Annotated in this window: 1 protein-coding gene; it reads left to right on the top strand. The window is 72.2% G+C overall.

Going from position 1 to position 24841, the window contains the following annotated elements:
- The first annotated feature begins 12 nt into the window (after window positions 1–12).
- Window positions 13–24837, top strand: a complete 24825-nt coding sequence (locus AS97_RS42075; RefSeq protein ID WP_210566749.1) for a type I polyketide synthase — start codon at window positions 13–15, stop codon at window positions 24835–24837.
- Window positions 24838–24841 lie beyond the last annotated feature (4 nt).

Raw genomic sequence — 24841 nt, forward strand, 5'->3', positions numbered from 1 at the left:
GGCAAGGTTTCCATGGTGAACGAAGATAGGCTCCGGGACTATCTCAAGCGGGTGACGGCTGATTTGCACCAGGCGCGTCAGCGCCTGCGTGAGTTGGAGGCAGGAGAGACCGACCCCATCGCGATCGTGGCGATGAGCTGCCGTTTTCCGGGTGGGGTGGGGAGCCCGGAGGACCTGTGGCAACTGGTGGTCGGCGGTAGCGACGCCATTTCCGACTTCCCGTCCAACCGTGGGTGGGACGTGGACGGGATGTATGACCCGGACCCCGACCACTCGGGCACCTTCTATTCCCGCGAGGGCGGTTTCCTGCACGACGCGGGCGAGTTCGACGCCGGCTTCTTCGGGATTTCGCCGCGTGAGGCGCTTGCCATGGATCCGCAGCAGCGGCTGCTGCTGGAGACCTCATGGGAGGCATTCGAGCGTGCGGGCATCGCTCCGGGGTCGGTGAAGGGCCGTCGGGGCGGTGTCTTCGTGGGCGCCTCGACCTCCGGCTACGGGGCGGATGTCGACGAATTCCCGGAGGAAATCGAAGGCCATTTGCTGACGGGCACGTCGGCTTCCGTCGTATCGGGCCGTATCGCGTACACCTTCGGTCTCGAAGGACCCGCGGTGACGGTGGACACGGCGTGTTCCTCTTCGCTGGTGGCGCTCCATCTCGCGGTACAGGCGCTGCGTCAGGGCGAATGCGACCTGGCGCTGGCCGGTGGTGTGACGGTGATGTCGACCCCGAGCGCCTTTGTGGAATTCAGCCGGCAGCGCGGGCTGGCGCCCGATGGCCGGTGCAAGCCGTTCGCGGACTCCGCGGATGGCACGGGCTGGTCCGAGGGTGTGGGCATGCTGCTCGTGGAGCGGCTGTCCGACGCTCGGAAGAACGGTCACCCGGTGCTGGCCGTCGTGCGCGGCTCCGCCGTGAACCAGGACGGTGCGTCCAACGGTCTGACGGCGCCGAACGGTCCGTCTCAGCAGCGGGTCATCCGGGACGCGCTGACAAGTGCCCGGCTGACGCCGGCCGATGTGGACGTGGTGGAGGCCCACGGGACCGGTACGTCCCTGGGTGACCCGATCGAGGCGCAGGCGCTGCTGGCCACCTATGGCCAGGAGCGGCCGGAGGGGCGCCCGCTGTGGCTGGGCGCGCTGAAGTCGAACATCGGTCACACGCAGGCCGCCGCCGGTGTCGGCGGGATCATCAAGATGGTGATGGCGATGCGGCACGGGGTGCTGCCGCGGACGCTGCATGTGGATGAGCCGTCGCGGCAGGTGGACTGGTCGGCGGGTGAGGTGCGGCTGCTGACGGAGGCCACCGAGTGGCCCGAGACCGGTCAGCCGCGCCGGGCCGGTGTCTCCGCCTTCGGTGTGAGCGGTACGAACGCGCACACCATCATCGAGCAGGCTCCGCCGGTCGACGAGGACGAGGCCGAGGCGAACTCGGTTTCCGACCAGGACAGCGGTGTGGCCACGTGGCTGCTGTCGGCTCGTGGCGCGGATGCTCTGCGGGCCCAGGCCGCACGGCTCAGCGCGTTCCTGCTCGAGCGGACCGAGCTGAGTCCCCTGGACGTCGGCCACTCCCTGGTTGCCGCACGGTCGACGTTCGAACACCGTGCGGTGGTGTCGGGCGCGCATCGTGCGGAACTCCTCCGCGGGCTCGAGGCGGTCGCCACCGGCGAAGCCGCTCCTGGCGTGGTCCAGGGCGTGGCCGGAACGGTGGTCAAGACGGCTTTCCTGTTCTCGGGCCAGGGCGCGCAGCGTCTGGGCATGGGGCGGGAGTTGTACGACGCGTTCCCGGTCTTCGCTCGCGCGCTGGACGAGGTGTGTGCGGGGCTCGACCTGCTGCTGGACCGTCCGTTGCGGGAGGTGGTGTTCGCGGAGGAGGGGAGCGCGGAGGCCGCACTGCTGGACCAGACGGCGTTCACCCAGCCCGCGCTGTTCGCCATCGAGGTGGCGCTCTTCCGGCTGCTGGAGCAGTTCGGTGTCACCCCGGATGTACTGATCGGCCACTCCATCGGTGAGATCGCCGCCGCGCATGTGGCCGGGGTGTTCTCGCTTGAGGACGCCTGCACGCTGATCGCGGCGCGTGGCCGTCTGATGCAGGCGCTGCCCGAGGGCGGCGCCATGGTGGCGGTGCAGGCGTCGGAGGACGAGGTCGCTCCGTCGCTTGCCGGCCGTGAGGCCGAGGTGAGCATCGCCGCCGTCAACGGCCCGAACGCCGTGGTCATCGCCGGTGACGAGGAAGCGGCGCTGGAGATCGCCGCCCACTGGTCGGAACAAGGGCGCAAGACGAGCCGGCTGCGGGTCAGCCACGCGTTCCACTCGCCTCGCATGGACGCGATGCTGGACGACTTCCGCAAGGTCGTGCGCGGGCTGTCCTTCCAGACCCCCACCCTGGCGCTGGTCTCCAATGTCACGGGAGAGCCGGTCGGGGCCGATGAGGTCTGCTCGGCGGAGTACTGGGTGCGGCACGTCAGGGAGGCCGTGCGCTTCGCCGACGGCATTCGCTCCTTGGAGGCCCAGGGCGTCACCGCCTACCTGGAGGTGGGCCCCGACGGTGTGCTCTCGGCAATGGCGCGGGAGTGCCTGACTGGAGAGGCGGTTTCGGCCCCGGTCGTGGTGCCGGTCCTGCGCAAGGAGCGCCCTGACGCCCAGGCTCTGATGGCCGCGCTGACCGAAGCCCACGTCCACGGCGTGGCGGTGGACTGGGAAACGGTCTTCGCCGGGCGGGGCGCCCGCACGGTGGAGCTGCCGACCTACCCGTTCCAGCGTCAGCGTTACTGGCTGGAGAGCACGAGCCGAGCATCGGCCGGCTCCGCCGCCGCGGACACTGTGGACGCGCGGTTCTGGGACGCGGTGGAGCGCGAGGACCTGGGCGCGCTGGCGAAGGCGCTGGACGTCGACGGCGGCTCGCTGGGCGAGTTGCTGCCCGCCCTGTCGTCGTACCGCCGGCAGCAGCGCGACCGGGCCACGGTCGACGGCTGGCGGTACCGCGTCTCGTGGAAGCCCGTCTCGGAGAACCCCGCGGCCACGCTGTCGGGGACCTGGCTCGTGGTGCTTCCCGCCTCCGGCGTCGATGACGGGTTCGCCGAGTCGGTGTCCACCGCACTCCAGCGGCACGGTGCCGATGTCGTGCGCGTCGTGGCCGACGAGGACGACCTCGCCCCGGGCGTACTGGCCGAACGGCTGCGTGAGATCGCCACCGGTCTGCCCGGGATCGGCGGTGTGCTGTCCCTGGTAGGCGTGGACGAGCGGCCCTGCACCGAGTACCCCGTTGTCTCCCGCGGACTCGCGCTGACCCTGATGCTGGTGCGGGCCCTGGCCGAGGCGGACATCGAAGCCCGTCTGTGGTGCGGCACCCGCGGTGCCGTCTCGGTGGGCCGTTCCGACCAGCTCACGAGCACGACGCAGGCCGAGATATGGGGCCTCGGCCGGGTGGCGGCCATGGAACACCCGCGGATCTGGGGCGGCCTCGTCGATCTGCCCGAGGCGCTGGACGAGCGCGCCGCCGCGCGGCTGCTCTGGACGCTGTCCGCCGAAGGCGGCGAGGACCAGGTGGCGGTGCGCGGCTCCGGGGCGTACGCCCGGCGCCTGTCCCGCGTCACCGCCGGAAACGAGTCGGCGGAGCGCGCGTGGCGGCCCCGCGGCTCGGTGCTGGTGACCGGTGGCACCGGTGCCCTGGGCGCGCACGTGGCGCGCTGGGCCGTGCGCGAGGGCGCCGAACACGTGGTGCTGACCAGCCGTCGCGGCCCGGCGGCCGAAGGCGCTGTTGAGCTCAAGGCAGAGCTCGAAGAACTGGGCGCGGAGGTGACCGTCGCGGCCTGCGACGCCGCCGATCGGGACGCCCTCGCCGCGGTGCTGACCGCCATCCCCGAGCGGTATCCGCTGAGCGCCGTCGTGCACGCGGCGGGCATCCTGGACGACGGTGTGCTGGACGGCCTGACCGTCGACCAGCTCGCCGGGACCCTGACCGCGAAGGTGGAGGGCGCGCGGCATCTGCACGAGCTGACCGAAGGACTGTCGCTCGACGCGTTCGTGCTGTTCTCCTCCGTCGCCGGCGTCGTCGGCGGCGCGGGCCAGGCCGCCTACGCGGCGGCCAATGCCTACTTGGACGCGCTGGCGCAGCAGCGCCGCGCCCAGGGCCTGGCGGCCACCGCGGTCGCCTGGGGCCCGTGGGCCGAGAGCGGCATGGCCGCGAGCGGCCGAGCCGGGGAGCGGACGCGTGGCGGGCCACTGCCCCCCATGACTCCCTCGCTGGCCGTGGACACGCTGCGCTGGGCCGTCGGCCAGGACGAGCCCGCGCTGGTCGTGGCCGACATCGACTGGGCCGGTATGGCCTCGATGCTGAGCGCGGGCCCCAGCGCCCTCGTGAGCGACATCCCAGAAGCGCGGGAACTCCTGGCCGCCTCGGGCGGTGCCACCGCCCGGACAGAGCCGGGATCCGGTCTGCGGGAACAACTGGCCGGACTCTCGGGCGCCGAACAGCAAGCCGTCCTCCTGGACCTCATCCGCACCCACGCGGCCTCGGCGCTCGGCCACTTCTCGGCGGACGCCGTCGAGCCCGGCCGTGCCTTCCGGGACCTCGGGTTCGACTCCCTCACGGCCATCGAGCTGCGCAACCGGCTCGACCTGGCCACCGGTCTGCGCCTGCCGTCGACCCTCGTCTTCGACTACCCGACCGCCGAGGTGCTCGCCGGCCATCTGCGGCAGGAGCTCGGCGGAGCCCACACCGAGGCGGCCGCCGCCGCGGTGTCGCCTCGTGTGCCCGCGGATGACGACGACCCCATCGCGATCGTGGCGATGAGCTGCCGCTTCCCCGGAGGTGTCGAGACCCCGCAGGACCTGTGGCGCCTCCTGGCCGAGGGCGGCGACGGCATCGCCGGGTTCCCCGGAGACCGTGGCTGGGACGTCGAGGGGATGTACCACCCGGACCCCGAACACCCGGGCACCTTCTACGCCCGCGAGGGCGGCTTCCTCTACGGAGCACCCCAGTTCGACCCGGTGTTCTTCGGCATCTCGCCGCGCGAGGCGGTCGCCATGGACCCGCAGCAGCGGCTGCTGCTGGAGACCTCCTGGGAGGCATTCGAGTACGCGGGCGTCAAGCCGGCCGCGCTGCGGGGCACCCGGACCGGTGTGTTCGTCGGCACCAACGGCCAGGACTACTCCACGATCATGCTCGACGCCCCCGAGGACTTCGGTGGCCATGTGGGCACGGGCAGCGCGGCCAGCGTGGTGTCCGGGCGTATCTCGTACACGTTCGGCCTCGAGGGGCCGGCGATGACGGTGGACACGGCGTGTTCGTCGTCGCTGGTGGCGCTGCATCTCGCGGCGCAGGCACTGCGTCAGGGCGAGTGCGATCTGGCGCTCGCCGGCGGAGTGTCGGTGATGTCGACGCCGGGCGCCTTCGTCGAGTTCAGCCGGCAGCGCGGTCTGGCGCCCGACGGTCGGTGCAAGCCGTTCGCGGAGGGCGCGGACGGCACCGGCTGGTCCGAGGGCGTCGGCATGCTGCTGGTGGAGCGGCTGTCGGACGCGCGGAGGAACGGCCATCCGGTACTGGCGGTGGTCCGGGGCAGCGCGATCAACCAGGACGGTGCGTCCAACGGTCTGACGGCGCCCAACGGGCCGTCGCAGCAGCGGGTCATCCGCCAGGCGCTGGCCAGCGCCGGACTGTCGGCCGCCGAGGTGGACGCCGTCGAGGCGCACGGCACCGGTACGACGCTGGGTGACCCGATCGAGGCGCAGGCGCTGCTCGCCACCTATGGCCAGGAGCGGCCGGACGGCCGCCCGCTGTGGCTGGGCGCTATCAAGTCCAACATCGGTCACACGCAGGCCGCGGCCGGTGTGGCCGGGGTCATCAAGATGGTGCTGGCGATGCGGCACGGGGTGCTGCCGCGGACGCTGCACATCGGCGAGCCGTCGCGGGAGGTGGACTGGTCGGCGGGTGAGGTGCGGCTGCTGACGGAGGCCACCGCGTGGCCGGAGACGGGCCGGCCGCGCCGGGCCGGTGTCTCCTCGTTCGGACTGAGCGGAACCAACGCCCACACCATCCTCGAGCAGGCTCCTGACCTGGTAGAGGCCGCGGCCTCGGAGGCGGCCCCCGAGGCCGCGGTGTCGGCGGCCGTGGTGCCGTGGCTGGTCTCCGGGAAGAACCGGGAGGCGCTGCGGGCGCAGGCCGAGCGGCTGTACGAGCATGTGGCGGCCCGGGAAGACGTCGGCGTGCTCGACGTCGGGCACACCTTGGCCTCCAGGTCGGTGTTCGAACACCGTGCCGTGCTGGTGGGCGAGGACCGGGAGACCCTTCTGCGCGGCCTGCAGGCTCTCGCGCAGGGCGGAATCGCCTCGGGAGTCGTCCAGGGAGAGGCCGTAACGGCGGGAAAGTCGGCGTTCCTGTTCTCGGGTCAGGGTGCGCAGCGTCTGGGTATGGGCCGGGAGTTGTACGAGGCGTTCCCGGTGTTCGCGGGTGCCTTGGACGAGGTGTGTGCGCACCTGGATGTGGTGCTGGACCGTCCGTTGCGGGAGGTGGTGTTCGCGGCGGAGGGGAGCGCGGATGCCGCGCTGCTGGATCAGACGGCGTTCACTCAGCCCGCGTTGTTCGCGGTCGAGGTGGCGTTGTTCCGGTTGCTGGAGCACTTCGGTGTCACCCCGGATGTGGTGATGGGCCATTCCATCGGCGAGATCGCCGCCGCCCACGTTGCTGGGGTGTTCTCGTTGGAGGACGCGTGCACGCTGGTGGCCGCTCGTGGCCGCCTGATGCAGGCGCTGCCCGAGGGTGGGGCGATGGTCGCCGTCCAGGCGTCGGAGGAGGAGGTCGCTCCGTCGCTGGCCGGTCGTGAGGCCGAGGTGAGCATGGCCGCGGTCAACGGCCCGAACGCCGTGGTGATCGCGGGTGATGAAGCGGCGGTGCTGGAGATCGCGGGGCAGTGGGCGGAGCAGGGTCGTAAGACCCGTCGGCTGACGGTCAGCCACGCGTTCCACTCGCCTCGCATGGACGCGATGCTGGACGACTTCCGTGACGTCGTCACGGGCCTGTCCTTCCAGGCGCCGTCTATCGCCCTGGTCTCCAATCTGACGGGCGAGGCGGCGAGCCGCGACGAGGTGTGCTCGCCGGAGTACTGGGTGCGCCACGTCCGGGAGGCGGTGCGGTTCGCGGATGGCATGCGGGCACTCACCGCCCAGGGCGTCACCAGGTTCCTGGAGGTCGGCCCCGACGGCGTGCTGTCCGCGATGGCGCGGGACTGCCTGACGGAGGACCAGGCCGCGGCCTCGGCCGTGGTGCCGGTGCTGCGCAAGGACCGTCCCGAGGCCCAGGCGCTGACGATGGCGCTGGCCGAACTCCACGTCCACGGAGCCTCGGTGGAGTGGGAGTCCGTGGTCGCCGGGCGCGGTGCGCGGATGGTGGAGCTGCCGACGTACGCCTTCCAGCGCGAGCGGTTCTGGCCCGAGGTGTCCATCTCCCTGAACGGCTTGGGCGCGTCGAGCGCCGTCGACTCGGTGGACGCGCGGTTCTGGGAAGCGGTCGAGCGCGAGGATCTCGAAGCGCTCGCCGAGACGCTCGACGTCGACGGCGAGACGCCGCTGAGCGCGGTGCTGCCCGCCCTGTCCACGTACCACCGCAACCGACGTGACCAGTCCACGATCGACAACTGGCGCTACCGGGTGGCCTGGAAGCCGGTCCCGGACGTGGCCGAGAGGTCGCTGTCGGGCACGTGGCTGGTAGTGGTGCCGGCGTCCCGTGCCGAGGACGAGCTGGTGACGGAGGTTCTCTCCGGGCTCGAGCGGCATGGCGCGGGCGTGGTGTCGCTGCTGGCCGACGAGCGGCACCTCGAAGCCGAGGTGCTGGGGGAGCGGCTGCGTGAGGCGGCCGCCGACGCGCCCGCGCTGGGCGGCGTGTTGTCGCTGCTCGCCCTGGACGAGGAGCCCTGCCCGGGACACTCCGCGCTCCCCAGTGGTCTCGCCCTGACGCTGACACTGGTGCGGGCCATGGCCGACGCCGGTATCGAGGCTCCGCTGTGGTGCGGTACGCGGGGCGCCGTGTCGGTGGGCCGCTCCGAAAGGCTCAGCCACCCGAAGCAGGCGATGGTGTGGGCGCTGGGCCGGGTGGCCGCGCTGGAGCTGCCGCGGCTGTGGGGCGGTCTGATCGACCTGCCCGAGTCGCTGGACGAGCGTGCGGTCGCGCGGCTGGCCGGTGTGCTGGCCGCCGAGGCCACCGAGGTCGTCGAGGACCAGGTGGCGGTGCGCGGCTCCGGCGTGTTCGCACGCCGTCTGACGCGGTCCGCCGCGCCCGTCGCCGACGTAACGACGTGGCGGGCGCGCGGCACGGTGCTGGTCACCGGTGGCACGGGCGCGCTGGGCGGGCAGGTGGCCCGCTGGCTGGTGCGCAACGGCGCCGAGCACCTGGTGCTGACCAGCCGTCGTGGTCTCGAGGCGCCGGGCGCGCCCGAGCTGCGCGAGGAGCTGGAGGCGCTGGGCGCCCGGGTGACCGTGGCGGCCTGCGATGTGGCCGACCGCGAGCAACTGGCCGCGGTGCTGGCCGCGGTGCCGGAGGAGCATCCGCTGACGGCCGTGGTGCACGCGGCGGGCGCCAACGGGGCCGGGCCGCTGGCCGAGACCGGGCTGGCCGACGCCGCCGCCGTGGTCTCCGGCAAGGTGGCCGGCGCCGTCAATCTGGACGAGCTGCTGGGCGACCGGGAGCTGGACGCGTTCGTGGTCTTCTCCTCGATCGCGGGTGTGTGGGGCAGCGGCGGCCAGGCCGCCTACGGTGCGGCCAACGCCTACCTGGACGCTCTGGTGGAGGACCGCCGTGCCCGCGGCCTCGCCGGTACGGCCGTGGCCTGGGGTCCCTGGGCCGAGGGCGGCATGGCGGCCGGGGACGAGGCCGACCATCTGGCGCGCCGCGGTCTGCCCGCGATGGTGCCCGGCCTGGCGATCGCCGCGCTGCAGGGAGCGGTCGCGGGTGACGACGGTGTGCTCACGGTCGCCGATGTGGACTGGGAGCGATTCGCCCCCGCGTTCACGATCGGGCGGCCGAGCCCGCTCCTCGGCGATCTGCCCGAGGTCCAGCGGGCGCTGGCAAGCGCCGGCAACGCCGAAGGCGCCGGCACCGGTTCGGCACTGCGGGAGCGCCTGGCGGGGCTCACCGAGGCCGAGATCGACCGGACCCTGCTCGACCTGGTGCGTGCCCACGCGGCGGCCGTCCTCGGCTTCGCGGGTGCGGAGGCGGTCGAGCCCGGCCGGGCGTTCAAGGAGCTGGGCTTCGACTCGCTGACGGCCGTTGAGTTCCGTAACCGGCTGAACGCGGAGACCGGGCTGGTGCTGCCGGCCACGCTGGTCTTCGACTACCCGAGCGCCACGGTGCTGGCCGGCCATCTGCGTGCCGAGGTGCTGGGGACGCGAAACGCGGTGGCCGCGCCGTCGGCGGTGGCGGTCCCGGTCGACGACGATCCGATCGCGATCGTCGGGATGAGTTGCCGCTTCCCGGGCGGTGTGCGCAGCCCGGAGGAGCTGTGGAACCTCGTGGCGGCCGGTACGGACGCCATCACGGACTTCCCCTCCGACCGTGGATGGGATGTCGAGGGGATGTACGACCCCGACCCGGAGCGGTCGGGCACGTTCTACGCCCGCGAGGGCGGCTTCCTCGACGGGGCGAGCGAGTTCGACGCGGCGTTCTTCGGGATCTCGCCGCGCGAGGCGCTCGCCATGGACCCGCAGCAGAGGCTGCTGCTGGAGACCTCGTGGGAGGCGTTCGAGCGGGCCGGTATCGACCCGGCGTCCATGCGCGGCAGCCAGATCGGTGTCTATGTCGGAGCCGCGACCTCCGGTTACGGAACGGGGCTGCACGAGATCCCCGAGGGACTCGAAGGGCAGATGCTGACCGGCAGCGCCACTTCGGTCGTGTCGGGCCGCATCTCCTACACATTCGGTCTTGAGGGACCCGCGCTGACGGTGGACACGGCGTGCTCGTCGTCGCTGGTCGCGCTGCACCAGGCCGCGCAGGCGGTGCGCCAGGGCGAGTGCTCCATGGCGCTCGCCGGTGGCGTCACCGTGATGACCAGCCCGGCCGCCTTCGTGGAGTTCAGCCGTCAGCGCGGGCTCGCCCCCGACGGCCGGTGCAAGCCGTTCGCGGACGCCGCGGACGGCACCGGCTGGTCCGAGGGTGTGGGCATGCTGCTGGTGGAGCGGCTGTCGGACGCCCGGCGCAACGGCCACCAGGTGCTGGCGATCGTGCGCGGCTCCGCCGTCAACCAGGACGGTGCCTCCAATGGTCTGACGGCGCCCAACGGCCCCTCGCAGCAGCGGGTCATCCGCCAGGCCCTCGCCAACGCCCAGCTCTCGCCGGCCGACGTCCAGGTGATCGAGGCACACGGCACCGGCACGACGCTGGGTGACCCGATCGAGGCGCAGGCGCTGCTGGCCACCTACGGCCAGGAGCGCCCGGAGGACCTGCCGCTCTGGCTGGGATCGATCAAGTCGAACATCGGTCACACCCAGGCCGCGGCCGGTGTCGCCGGTGTCATCAAGATGGTGATGGCCATGCGGCACGGGGTGTTGCCGCGGACGCTGCATGTGAATGAGCCGTCGCGCGAGGTGGACTGGTCGGCTGGCGAGGTGCGGCTGCTGACCGAGGCCGCCGCGTGGCCCGAGACCGAGCAGCCGCGCCGGGCGGGTATCTCCGCCTTCGGTGTGAGCGGCACCAACGCGCACACCATCATTGAACAGGCCCCGGTCCAGGACGAGACGGAGCCCGTCCAGACCCCCGCCGACGACCACGGCATGGCCCCCTGGGTGCTCTCCGCCCGGAGCCCGGAAGCCCTCCGGGCCCAGGCCGAGCGGCTGCGCGCCCACCTTTCCGACGGGGCCGAGCCCGGCGTGCTGGACATCGCCGAATCGCTGGTCGCCACGCGATCGGTGTTCGAGCACCGTGCGGTGCTGCTGGGCACCGAACGCGAGACGCTGCTGCGTGGCCTGGAGACCGTCGCCGCCGGCGACGACGCCCCCGGCATCGTCCAGGGGCAGGCGGCCAAGGCCGGAAAGACCGCGTTCCTGTTCACCGGCCAGGGTGCGCAGCGTCTGGGCATGGGGCGGGAGTTGTACGACGCGTTCCCGGTGTTCGCCCGTGCGCTGGACGAGGTGTGTGCGCACCTGGATGTGGTGCTGGACCGTCCGCTGCGTGAGGTGATGTTCGCGGCCGAGGGCAGTGCGGATGCCGCGCTGCTGGACCAGACGGCGTTCACCCAGCCCGCGCTCTTCGCCATCGAGGTGGCGTTGTTCCGGTTGCTGGAGCACTGGGGGATTACCCCGGATGTGCTGATCGGACACTCCATCGGCGAGATCGCCGCCGCCCACGTTGCCGGGGTGTTCTCCCTGGAGGACGCCTGCACCCTGGTGGCCGCCCGTGGCCGCCTGATGCAGGCGCTGCCCGAGGGCGGGGCGATGGTCGCCATCGAGGCGTCGGAGGAGGAGATCACCGGTTCGCTCGCCGGCCGTGAGGCCGAGCTGAGCATGGCCGCCGTCAACGGCCCGAACGCCGTGGTCATCGCCGGTGACGAGGAAGCGGCGCTGGAGATCGCCGGACAGTGGGCGGAGCGGGGCCGCAAGACCCGCCGCCTGCGGGTCAGCCACGCCTTCCACTCCCCGCACATGGACGCGATGCTGGACGGCTTCCGCGCGGTCGCGGAGACGCTCACCTACCACGGCCCGTCCACCGCGTTCATCTCGAACGTCACGGGTGAGCAGGCCGGTGCCGAAGAGGTGCGCTCGCCGGAGTACTGGGTGCGGCACGTGCGCGAGACCGTCCGCTTCCTCAACGGGGTGCGGACCCTCGAAGCCCAGGGCGTCACCACCTACCTCGAGGTGGGCCCCGACGGCGTGCTGTCCGCGATGGCCCAGGACTGCCTGACCGAACCGGTCGACGACATCGCCGCCGAGGACGCACCGGCCCCCCTGCTGGTCCCGGCGCTGCGCAAGGACCGTCCCGAGACGCAGGCGCTCGTCGCGGCCCTCGCCGAAACACACGTCCACGGCGAAACCGTCGACTGGCGCGCCTTCTTCGCCGGACGCGGCGCCCGCCGCGTGGACCTGCCCACCTACGCGTTCCAGCACCAGCGCTACTGGCTGGAGGCCGGCACCGCGGCGGGAGACGCCGCCGCCTTCGGCCTCGACCCCGCCGATCACCCGCTGCTCGGCGGAGCCGTTCCCCTCGCGGGCACCGACAGCCTGGTCTTCACCGGAACGCTCTCGCTGCACACCCAGCCCTGGCTGGCGGACCATGTCCTGCGCGGCGAGGCGGTCCTGGCCACTACGGCCCTCGTGGAACTGGCGATTCGCGCCGGTGACGAGGTCGGCCTCGGCCATGTGGAAGAGCTCGTCAGCCAGGCGCCGCTGGTCCTCCCCCGAGGGAACGGAGTCCAGATTCAGCTCGTCCTCGGCGAGGAGGACGAGTTCGGCACCCGTTCGCTGGAGATGTACTCGCGCGTGGCCGAGCCGGTGGACGACGACGAGGACGAGTGGATCTGCCACGCCAGCGGTGTGCTCGCCCCGGAGCCGGAGGACATCGCGACCGCCGAAGGAGCGGTGCGCTTCGCCTCCGCCGCATGGCCCCCGCCCGGCGCCGAGCGCGTCGACGTGGACGGCATGTACGAGCTGCTCGCCGAAAGCGGCCTCGTCTACGGACCCTCCTTCCGTGGCCTGCGAGCGGTGTGGCAGCGCGATGACGAGGTGTTCGCCGAGATCAGCCTGGCCGAGGAGTCCGTCGCGGAAGCCGAGCGGTTCGGGCTGCACCCGGCCCTTCTGGACGCGGCATTGCAGCCGCTCGGCCTCGGAGTGCTGGACGGCGTGGGGCGCGGCCGCATCCTGTTCAGCCTGGCCGGGGTGTCGCTGTACGCGTCCGGCGCCTCCGAGCTGCGTGTCCGACTCGCCCGCACGGGCCCGGAGACCCTCTCCCTGGCCGCGGTCGACGGAGCCGGCGAGGCCGTGGTCTCCGCCGACACGCTGACGCTGCGCCAGGTCGCCACGGACCAGCCGGAGTTCCCGGCGCCGGAGACGACCGAGACCCTGCCGGAGCCCGCCGCCTCGCCCGAGGCGAGCACCGACGCACCGACGGCCACCGAATCCCCCGTGGCCACCGAAACCCCCGTGGAGGAGACCACCGCCATGCCTGCCCGTCGACGCAGGACCGCACGGCGCACCGCCCAGCGGAGCGGACCCGAGTCCGGGTCCGGGCCGCTCGCCGCGCTGCGGGAGCGGCTGGCCGGACTCTCCGAGCCCGAGCAGGACCGTGTGCTGCTCGATGTGGTCCGCACACATGTCGCGGCGGTGCTCGGACACGATTCCGCCGACCAGGTCCAGGGCTCACAGGCGTTCAAGGACCTCGGCTTCAGCTCGCTGACCGCCGTCGAGTTCCGCAACCGGGTGAGCAAGGCCATCGGCCTGCGCCTCCCGGCGACGGCCGTCTTCGACTACCCGACCCCCGTCGAACTGGCGAAGTTCGCCCGTGCCGAGGTCCTCGGCGCGCTGACCGGGGCGCGGCAGCCGGTGCCGGTCGCGGTGGCGGACAGCGACGAGCCGATCGTGATCGTGGGGATGAGCTGCCGCTATCCCGGAGGGGTGGCCACCCCGGAGGATCTGTGGGACCTCGTCGCCCAGGGCCGGGACGGCATCTCGCCCTTCCCGACGGACCGCGGCTGGGATGTGGAGAACCTCTACGACCCGGACCCGGACGAGCCCGGCAAGTGCTACACGCAGGAAGGTGGCTTCCTGCACGGCGCCAGCCAGTTCGACCCGGCGTTCTTCGGGATTTCGCCCCGTGAGGCAATCGCGATGGACCCGCAGCACCGTCTGCTGCTGGAAACCTCGTGGGAGGCGCTGGAGCGGGCCGGTATCGACCCGCTCTCGGCGAAGGGCAGCCAGACCGGCGTCTTCGCGGGCGTGACCTACCAGGACTACGGCGGTGTCCTCGCCGGATCCCAGGAAGCGGTCGAGGGCCTCGTCGGCACCGGTGTCTCGCCGAGCGTGCTGTCGGGTCGCATCTCCTACACCATGGGCCTCGAGGGGCCCGCCATGACGGTGGACACCGCGTGCTCGTCGTCGCTGGTGGCCCTGCATCTCGCATGGCAGGCGCTGCGCCAGGGCGAGTGCTCGCTGGCGCTGGCGGGCGGTGTGACGGTGATGTCCACCCCGATGTCGCTGGTCGAGTTCAGCCGGCAGCGTGCGCTCGCCTCCGACGGACGCAGCAAGCCCTTCTCGGCCGCCGCGGACGGCGCCAGCTGGGCCGAAGGCGTCGGCATGCTCGTCCTCGAGCGGCTGTCGGACGCCCGCCGCAACGGACACCCCATCCTCGCCGTGGTGCGCGGCAGCGCGGTGAACCAGGACGGTGCGTCCAACGGTCTGACGGCGCCGAACGGTCCCTCGCAGCAGCGGGTGATCCGTCAGGCGCTGGCGAACGCCCGCCTGTCGGCCGCCGAGGTGGACGCGGTCGAGGCGCACGGCACGGGCACCTCGCTGGGTGACCCGATCGAGGCGCAGGCGCTGCTGGCCACCTACGGCCAGGAGCGTCCCGAGGGCCAGCCGCTGATGCTGGGCGCCATCAAGTCGAACATCGGCCACTCGCAGGCGGCCGCGGGCGTGGGCGGCGTCATCAAGATGGTGATGGCGATGCGTCACGGCGTGCTGCCGAAGACGCTGCACCTCGACGAGCCCTCGCCCCACGTGGACTGGACGGAGGGCGACGTCGAGCTGCTGGCCGAGGCCAGGCCGTGGCCGGAGACCGGGCATCCGCGGCGTGCGGGTGTGTCGGCGTTCGGCATGAGTGGCACCAACGTGCACACCATCCTGGAGCAGGCTCCGGAGATCGAGGCGGCCGAGACCGCCGACGCCGAGGTGGCCGATGGCCCGGTGGCGTGGGTCCTGGCGGGCAAGAGCAGCGACGCGCTGCAGGCCCAGGCGGCCACGCTGCGGGAGTTCGTGGCCGAGCGCCCGGAGCTTCGTACCGCCGATGTGGCGCTCTCCCTGGCGACGACCAGGTCCGCGTTCCAGTACCGGGCCGCGGTGACCGGGACCGGCCGCGAGGAGCTCCTGGAGCGCCTGGAGGCGGTGGCCCAGGGTGCGAAGGCACCGGGTGTGGTCCGCGCCAGCGCCGCCGAGGCAACTGGCCGTTCGGTGTTCGTGTTCCCCGGCCAGGGCGCGCAGTGGATGGGCATGGCGGTGGGGCTGTTGGAGTCCTCGCCGGTGTTCGCGGAGGCGATCGGTGAGTGTGAGGCGGCGTTGTCGGCTCATGTGGACTGGTCGCTGACGGATGTGCTGCGCGGGGTTGAGGGCGCTCCCGGTTTCGACCGGGTGGACGTCGTTCAGCCGGTGCTGTTCGCGGTGATGGTGTCGCTGGCGAAGTTGTGGCGTTCGGTGGGTGTGGAGCCGGATGCGATGATGGGTCACAGCCAGGGTGAGATCGCGGCGGCCTGTGTCGCGGGTGCGCTCTCGCTCGAAGACGCCGCGAAGGTGGTGACCTTGCGGTCGCAGGCCATCGCGGCGGGCCTTGCGGGTCGTGGTGGCATGGTGTCGGTCGGGCTGCCGGTCGACCAGGTCAAGGAGCGCATCGCCGCTTGGGACGGCGGAATATCCGTCGCGGCGGTGAATGGCCCGGGGTCGGTTGTGGTGTCCGGTGACCCGGGTGCGCTGGATGAGATGGTGGCGCAACTTGAGGGTGAGGAGGTGCGTGTTCGCCGGGTTCCGGTGGACTACGCCTCGCACTCGGCGCATGTGGAGGCGATCCACGACGAGCTGCTGAAGGTTCTGGCGGACATCCAGCCGCGTTCCTCGGAGGTGCCGTTCTACTCGACGGTTTCCGGTGAGCTGGTGGACACCGCCGGTCTGGACGCCGAGTACTGGTACCGCAACCTGCGGCAGACCGTTGAGCTTGAGGCCACCACCCGCACCCTGCTCGGCAGCGGGCATGACGTGTTCATCGAGGTGAGCCCGCACCCGGTGCTGACCCTGCCGGTGCAGCAGACGGTGGAGGCCGCTGGGGCCCAGGCCGTGGTCGTCGGCACCCTGCGGCGCGACGAGGGCGGTCTGGAGCGGTTCCTGACCTCGATCGCCGAGCTGCATGTCAATGGGGCCGGTGTCGACTGGCCGAAGGTGTTCGCCGGGCACGGCGCCCGTCAGGTCGACCTGCCCACCTACGCCTTCCAGCGGCAGCGGTACTGGCCGCAGCCCTCCGATGACGCCGGGTCCGGCAATGCCCCGGTGTCCGAGGCCGACGCGGTGGACGCCCGGTTCTGGGAGGCCGTTGAGCGCGAGGACCTCGAAGGACTGGCGCGGACGCTGGAGCTCGACGGGGAGGCGCCGCTGAGCGCGGTGCTGCCGGCCCTGTCGTCGTACCGGCGCGGCAGGCGTGACCGCTCGACGGTCGACAACTGGCGCTACCGGATCAACTGGAAGCCCCTGATCGACCAGCCGTCGTCCGGTTCCGAGCAGGAGCGGGGCGCCCCGATCACCGGTACCTGGCTGGTCGTCGTCCCGCCGGTCGACACCGCCCGTGAACTGGCGGAGCGCATCGCGCGGGACGTGGAGCGCCACGGTGCCCGCATGGTGCGGGTCGACCTGGACGAGTCGGAGCCGGAGCGGTCGTCGCTGACCGGACTCCTCCGGGACGCGGCCCCCCGCACACTCTCCGCGGACGGTTCCGAGCAGGAGGGGACGCTCGCGATCGACGGAGTGCTCTCCCTGCTCGCGCTCGACGAGGAGGCACTCGCCGAACACCCGGGCGTTCCGCGCGGCTTCGCCGGCACCGTGACCCTGGTCCAGGCGCTGAGCGACATCGACATCGATGTGCCGCTCTGGCTCGCCACCACCGGAGCCGTGTCCGTGGGCCGCTCCGACCGGGTCGGCAGCGTCAAGCAGTCCCTGGTGTGGGGTCTGGGCCGAGTGGTCGGCCTGGAGTACGCACAGCGGTGGGGCGGTCTCGTCGACCTCCCCGAGTCGCCGGACGCGATCGACGACCGGGTGCTGAACCGTCTGGTCGGCCTGATCGGGCGCTCCGGTGACGAGGACCAGGTCGCGGTGCGCGCCTCCGGGATCTTCGGCCGGCGGCTCGTCCGGGCGCCCTTGGGCGACGCCCGGCCGGCCCGTACCTGGCAGGCCGGCGGCAGCGTCCTGATCACCGGTGGTACCGGTGCCCTCGGTGGCCGCCTCGCCCGCTGGCTCGCCCGTGGCGGCGCCGAGCACCTGGTGCTGACGAGCCGCCGCGGCCTGGACGCCCCCGGCGCGGCCGAGCTGCGGGACGAGCTGACCGCTCTCGGTGTGCGGGTCACCGTCGCGGCCTGTGACGCCGCCGACCGCGGCGCGTTGCGGGAGCTCCTCGACGGGCTGCCCGCGGAGTACCCGCTGACCGCGGTGGTGCACGCGGCCGGTGTGCTGGACGACGGCCTCATCGACACCCTCACCGTCCCCAGGACGCAGGGTGTCTTCCGGCCCAAGGTGGACGCCGTGGTGAACCTCCACGAGCTGACCCAGGACCTGGATCTGTCCGCTTTCATCCTCTTCTCCTCCTACGCCGGAACCGTCGGTGGTGCCGGTCAGGGCAGCTACGCCGCCGCGAACGCCTTCCTCGACGCCCTGGCGCAGCAGCGCCGGGCCCAGGGGCTGGCCGCGACCTCGGTGGCGTGGGGTGCCTGGGGTGGCGGTGGTCTGGTCGACGACGCCACCTCGGCCCAGCTGAAGCGGCGCGGTATGCCGCCGCTGGTGCCCGAACTCGCCGTCGACGCCCTTCAGCAGGCGCTCGATCACGACGAGGTCGACGTCACCGTCGCCGACGTGGACTGGGAGCGCTACGCCCCCGGCTTCGCCTCGGCCCGGCCGCGTCCGCTGCTGAACGAGCTGCCGGAGGTGCGGCAGGCCCTGGAGGCGGCGGAGGCCGAGCTGGGTGCGGCGCTCTCCGGGCTGGCCGAGCGCCTCGAGGGGCTGTCGGCCGTCGAACGCGAGGCGGAGGTGCTCGACCTCGTCAGGTCCCAGGCCGCCGAGGTGATCGGATACCCGAGCGCCGACGCGGTGGAGCCGGACCGGGCCTTCAGGGACATCGGATTCGACTCGCTGACCGCGGTGGAGCTGCGCAACGGCCTCAGCACGGCCGCCGGTGTGAACCTGCCGGTCACCGTGGCCTTCGACTACCCGACACCCACTGTGCTCGCCCGGTTCATCCTGGGTGAGGTGCAGGGCACCGACCCCGCGCCGGTGGACGACCTGCCGGTGGCGACGGGCACCGTCGTGGACGACGATCCGATCGCGATCGTGTCGATGAGCTGCCGCTTCCCCGGTGGCGTGCGCACTCCCGAGGACCTGTGGCGACTGGTCTCCGAGGGCAGCGACGTGATCAGCGCCTACCCGACCAACCGTGGCTGGGACCTCGACGACCTCTACGACCCGGACCCGGAGAACACGGGCACCAGCTACGCGAGCGGCGGCGGCTTCGTCTACGACGCCGACGAATTCGACCCGGTGTTCTTCGGCATCGCCCCCCGCGAGGCGCTGACCATTGACCCGCAGCAGCGGCTGCTGCTGGAGACCTCCTGGGAGGCGATCGAGCGGGCGGGCATCGACCCCATGTCGCTCAAGGGAAGCCGGACCGGCGTCTTCGCGGGCAGCAACGGCCAGGACTACATCGGCCTGCTGCTGGCCGCCCCGGGCGGACCCGAGGGCTACCTCGGAACCGGCAACTCGGGCAGCGTCGTATCGGGCCGTATCTCCTACACCTTCGGCCTCGAAGGACCGGCCGTCACGGTGGACACGGCGTGCTCCTCCTCGCTGGTGGCGCTGCACATGGCCGTGCAGTCGCTGCGCCAGGGAGAGTCCTCCCTCGCGCTGGCCGGCGGTGTCACGATCATGTCCAGCCCGGGCTCGTTCGTGGACTTCAGCCGCCAGAAGGGGCTGTCGACGGACGGACGGTGCAAGGCGTTCGCGGCATCGGCCGACGGCACGGGCTGGGCCGAGGGCGTCGGCATGCTGCTGCTCGAGCGGCTGTCGGACGCGCGGCGCAACGGTCACCCGGTGATGGCGATCGTGCGCGGCTCCGCCGTCAACCAGGACGGCGCGTCCAACGGCCTGACGGCGCCCAACGGCCCGTCGCAGCAGCGGGTGATCCGCCAGGCGCTGGCCAGCGCCGACCTCGCCGCCCACCAGGTGCAGGCGGTCGAGGCGCACGGCACCGGCACCCGGCTCGGTGACCCGATCGAGGCGCAGGCGCTGCTGGCCACCTACGGCCAGGGGCGGCCGGAGAACGAGCCGCTGTGGCTGGGCTCCATCAAGTCGAACATCGGGCACACCCAGGCGGCCGCCGGTGTCGCGGGGATCATCAAGATGGTGATGGCCATGCGTGAGGGCGTGCTGCCGCAGACGCTCCATGTCGACGAGCCGACGCCGCATGTGGACTGGACGGCGGGCGAGGTCCGGCTGCTGACCGCGCCGACCCCGTGGCCGGAGAACGGCGAGCCGCGCCGGGCGGGCATCTCCTCGTTCGGCATCAGCGGCACCAACGCCCACACCATCATCGAGCAGGCCCCGGAGCCGGAGGAGCCGGAGACGGTGGAGCGGGTCCGTACGGACGCTCCGCCGGCCGGTTCGGACACGCTTCCCTGGACGGTCAACGGCAAGGGCGCCGAGGCGCTGCGCGCCCAGGCGAGGAACCTGCACGACTACGTGACGGCCCACCCCGAGCTCGACCTCGACGACGTGGGCTATTCGCTGGCGACCACCCGGTCCGCCTTCGACCACCGCGCCGTGCTCTTGAGCGGCGACCGGGACGGGCTGCTGAGCGGTCTCGACGCCATCGCCTCGGGCGCCACGGCCCCCGGAGTCGTCCAGGGATCGGTGGGCACCGCCGGCAAGACGGCGTTCCTGTTCTCGGGCCAGGGTGCGCAGCGCCTGGGCATGGGACGGGAGCTGTACGACGGCTTCCCGGTGTTCGCCCGTGCGCTGGACGAGGTGTGTGCGCATCTCGATGTGCTGCTCGACCGGCCGCTGCAGGAAGTGATGTTCGCCGCCGAGGACAGCGCGGACGCCGCGCTGCTCGATCAGACGGCCTTCACCCAGCCCGCGCTGTTCGCCATCGAGGTGGCGCTCTTCCGGCTGCTGGAGCACTGGGGAGTCACCGCGGACGTGCTGATCGGCCACTCGGTGGGCGAGGTCGCCGCCGCGCATGTGGCCGGGGTGCTCTCGCTGGAGGACGCGTGCGCGCTCATCGTGGCGCGTGGCCGGCTGATGCAGGCGCTGCCCGAGGGCGGCGCGATGGTGGCGGTACAGGCGTCGGAGGAGGAGATCGCCGGTTCGCTGGCCGGCCGTGAGGCCGAGCTGAGCATCGCCGCGGTCAACGGCCCGACGGCCGTGGTGATCGCGGGCGATGAGGCCGCGGCTCTGGAGGTCGCCGGAGAGTGGGAGCGGCAGGGCCGTAAGACCCGCCGGCTGACGGTCAGCCACGCGTTCCACTCGCCTCGTATGGACGCGATGCTGGACGACTTCCGAGACGTCGTCACGGGCCTGTCCTTCCAGGCACCGTCGATCTCCTTGGTCTCCAACCTCACCGGTAAGCCGGCGGGTGCGGCCGAAGTGTGCTCCCCGGAGTACTGGGTGCGGCATGTGCGGGAGGCGGTGCGCTTCGCGGACGGGGTACGGGCCCTGGAGAAGCTCGGGGTCACCTCGTTCCTGGAAGTGGGGCCCGATGGTGTGCTCACCGCGATGGCCCAGGACTGCCTGGCGTCCGACGAGGACGGAGGGGTCGCCGCCTTCACCCTCGTCCCCGCTCTGCGCAAGAACCGTCCCGAAACCCAGTCGCTGACCACGGCGCTGGCCGAACTCCACGTCCACGGCACGACGGTGGACTGGTCGACGGCGTTCGCCGGGCGTGACGTCCGGCGGGTGGAGCTGCCCACCTACGCCTTCCAGCGGCAGCGCTACTGGCCGAAGGCCCCCGGCGCCATGACCGGCGACGTCGCCTCCATCGGGCTCAGCTCGCCCAACCACCCGCTGCTGGGTGCCGGAGTCGAACTCGCGGGCAGCGACGGATTCCTGTTCACCAGCAGGCTGTCGGTGCAGAGCCAGCCGTGGCTCGCCGACCACGCGATCGGGGGCGCGGCCCTGTTCCCCGGGACCGGGTTCCTCGAACTGGCCATTCGCGCCGCCGACCAGGTCGGATGCGGCCGGGTGGAAGAGGTCACCCTGGCCACCCCGATGGTCCTGCCCGAGAACGAACCGGTCCAGGTGCAGCTGTGCGTGGGTGACGCGGACGAGACGGGTCACCGCTCGCTCAGCCTGTACTCCCGCCCGGCCGACGCGACCTCGGACCAGCCGTGGACGCAGCACGCGAGTGGTGCGCTCGCCCCGGCCGGCCCCGAGCCGTCGTTCGACTTCGGCGTCTGGCCCCCCGAGGGCACCGAAGCCCTGGAGATCGACGACTTCTACGAGCGCTTCGCCGCCACCGGGTTCGCCTACGGCCCGGTGTTCCAGGGCCTGCGGGCCGCCTGGCGCTCGGGCGACGACGTCTACGTCGAGGTCAGCCTCGGGGAGCACGCGTCGGACGCGGTCGACTTCGGCCTCCACCCGGCCCTGCTGGACGCCGCCGTGCAAGCGGTGACGTTCGTCGCCCTGGAGGACGTCGGCCTCTCCCGGCTCCCGTTCTCCTGGAGCGGGGTGTCGCTCCACGCCGGTGGCGCGTCCACGCTGCGGGTGCGGCTCAGCAAGCTCGGACCGGACTCGATCTCCCTCACGGTGGCCGACGGAACCGGCCGCCCCGTGGCGTCGATCGAATCCCTCGTGCTGCGCCCGGTGTCCGTGGAACACATCGACGCGGCCAGGACCGCGGCGTTCCGCGACTCGCTGTTCACGCTGGACTGGACCCCTGTCCCGGCCATCGCTCCGGCCGAGGTGGCAACGGCACAGTGGGCCGTGGTGGGCACCGACCCCTACGGACTGGCCGCCGGTGAGATCGCCGGGGCCGAGGTGACCGCCTACGCCGACCTCGAGGCACTGGGCGCCGCGATCGACGGTGGCGCCACTGCCCCGGAGGCCGTGCTGGTGTCCTACGCGCCCGGTCTCGACGACCCGGCGGCGCAGGGCACGCCCAAGAGCAAGACGAAGGGCCAGGGCAAGGGCAAGGGCAAGCAGGGCCTGGAGCCCGCGGGCGCCATCCACGCGGTGACGCACCACACGCTGGGCATGATCCAGGGCTGGCTCGGCGACCGCCGGTTCGCCTCCTCCCGACTGGTCTTCGTGACCTCGGGCGCCATGGCGCCCGAAGACCGCGACGAGACCCCGGACATGATCCACGCCCCCCTCTGGGGCATGGTGCGGTCCGCGCAGTCGGAGAACCCGAACTGCTTCGTCCTGGTGGACCTGGACCCACAGGAGCCCGCCGAGGCGTCCAAGGCGGCACTGCCCACGGTGCTCGCCGGCGACGAGCCGCAGGCCGTGGTCCGCGAGGGCACGGTGCTCGGCCAGCGCATGGCCCGGGTCTCCTCGGGCACCGCGCTGCTGCCGCCCGCGGGGATTCGGGAATGGCGGCTGGACATGCACGCCAAGGGGACCTTGGAGAACCTGGCGCTGCTGCCCAGCCCCGATGTGACGGAGGAACTGGGCGCGACCGAGATCAGGGTGGCGCTGCGCGCCGCGGGCCTGAACTTCCGCGATGTGCTCAACGCCTTGGGGATGTACCCCGGCGAGGCCGGGCCGCTCGGTGGCGAGGGCGCCGGCGTGGTGACCGAGGTCGGCTCCGCGGTGACGGACCTCGCGCCCGGCGACCCGGTGATGGGCATCTTCGGCGGGTCGTTCGGCCCGGTCGCCATCACCGACCGGCGCGTGGTCGCCCGGGTCCCGGAGAGCTGGACGTTCGAGCAGGCGGCCTCCACGCCCATCGTGTTCCTGACGGCCTACTACGCCATGGTGGACCTGGCAGGTCTCGAGGCCGGTCAGTCGGTGCTGGTGCACTCGGCGGCCGGTGGTGTGGGCATGGCCACGCTCCAGCTGGCGCGGCACCTCGGAGCCGAGGTGTTCGGTACCGCGAGCGAGGGCAAGTGGGACACCCTGCGGGCACTCGGCCTGGACGACGAGCACATCGCGTCGTCGCGGACGCTGGACTTCGAGAAGCGCTTCCTCGACGCGACCGGCGGACGCGGCATGGACGTGGTGCTCGACTCGCTGGCCCGGGAGTTCGTGGACGCGGGTCTGCGACTGCTGCCGCGCGGCGGCCGGTTCCTGGAGATGGGCAAGACCGACATCAGGGTTCCGGACGAGGTGGCCGCCGAGTACACCGGTGTCTCCTACCAGGCGTTCGACCTGATGGAGGCGGGCGCCGACCGCATCCACGAGATGTGGAGCGTCCTGATCTCCCTGTTCGAGAGCGGAGTGCTGCGACCGCTTCCGGTGCGCACCTGGGATGTCCGCAGGGCACCCGACGCCTTCCGCTTCATCAGCCAGGCCCGCCACACCGGCAAGGTGGCGCTGACGATCCCGAGGACGCTGGACGGCCGTGGCACGGTGCTGATCACGGGTGGTACGGGTGGTCTGGGCGCGCTGTTGGCCCGTCATCTGGTGGTGGAGCACGGTGTGCGGTCTCTGGTGCTGACGAGTCGTCGTGGCGTGGAGGCGCCGGGTGCGGCGGAGTTGGTGGCGGAGCTGGCCGGGCTCGGTGCGCGGGCGGAGGTCGTGGCGTGTGATGTGGCCGATCGGGCGTCGGTGGAGGGTCTGCTGGCCGGGATCGGGTCGGAGCATCCGCTGTCGGCCGTGGTGCATGCGGCGGGTGTGCTGGATGACGGTGTGGTGGAGTCGCTGACGCCGGAGCGGGTGGACAAGGTGCTGCGTCCGAAGGTGGACGCGGCGCTGCATCTGCACGAGCTGACCCGCGACCTCGACCTCTCCGCCTTCATCCTGTTCTCCTCCGTCTCCGGAACCTTCGGCGGCGCCGGCCAGGCCAACTACGCGGCGGGCAACGCCTTCATGGACGCCCTGGCCCAGCACCGCAGGGCCGCGGGACTCCCGGCGGCGTCGCTCGTCTGGGGCCCGTGGACGCAGGACGGCGGCATGACCACCGAGCTGGCCGACGCCGACGTCACCCGCATGACCAGGACCGGTATGGTCGCCCTCACCCCCGAGGCCGGGCTCGCACTGTTCGACGCGACCCGCGATCTCGACGGTGCCGTCCTGGTGCCCATGACGATGGACATGTCCTCGGTGGGCGAGCCGGTACCCGCGCTGCTGCGCGGACTGGTGCGAGGCCCCGCGCGCAGGACCGCGGAGTCGGCCGCCACCAGCACCGGGGCCGACCCGGCCGCCGAGCTCAAGCAGCACCTGGCCGGGAAATCCGAAGCGGAACGCGAGCGCATCCTGGTGGACCTGGTGTGCGACCAGGTGGCCATCGTCCTCGGCTACGCGTCGGGACAGGCGATCGAGCCGGGACACGCGTTCAAGGACCTGGGCTTCGACTCCCTGTCGGCCGTCGAACTGCGCAACCGTCTCAACGCGATCACCGGAACGCGGCTGCCGGCGACCCTGGTGTTCGACTACCCGACCCCGGCATCGCTCGGACGATTCCTGCGCGAAGAGGTCACCCCCGCCGACGGGCCCGCGACCGAGCCCGTCTTCGGAGAACTCGACCGCCTGGAATCCACCCTGTCGGCGCTCGACTCCGACGGTGAGACGCGCGACAAGGTCATGGCGCGACTCCAGGGCCTGGTGGCCAAGTGGTCGGCCGGCGGAACCGGGCAGGTGTCCGGCACCGCGACGGCGCTGGACGACGAGATGGACGACGACAGCGAGATCGAATCGGCCACCGCCGACGAGATCTTCAAACTCATCGACGACGAATTCGGAACCTCCTGACGTG

It is taken from the genome of Streptomyces sp. AgN23 (genome assembly GCF_001598115.1).
Taxonomy (GTDB): domain Bacteria; phylum Actinomycetota; class Actinomycetes; order Streptomycetales; family Streptomycetaceae; genus Streptomyces; species Streptomyces antimycoticus.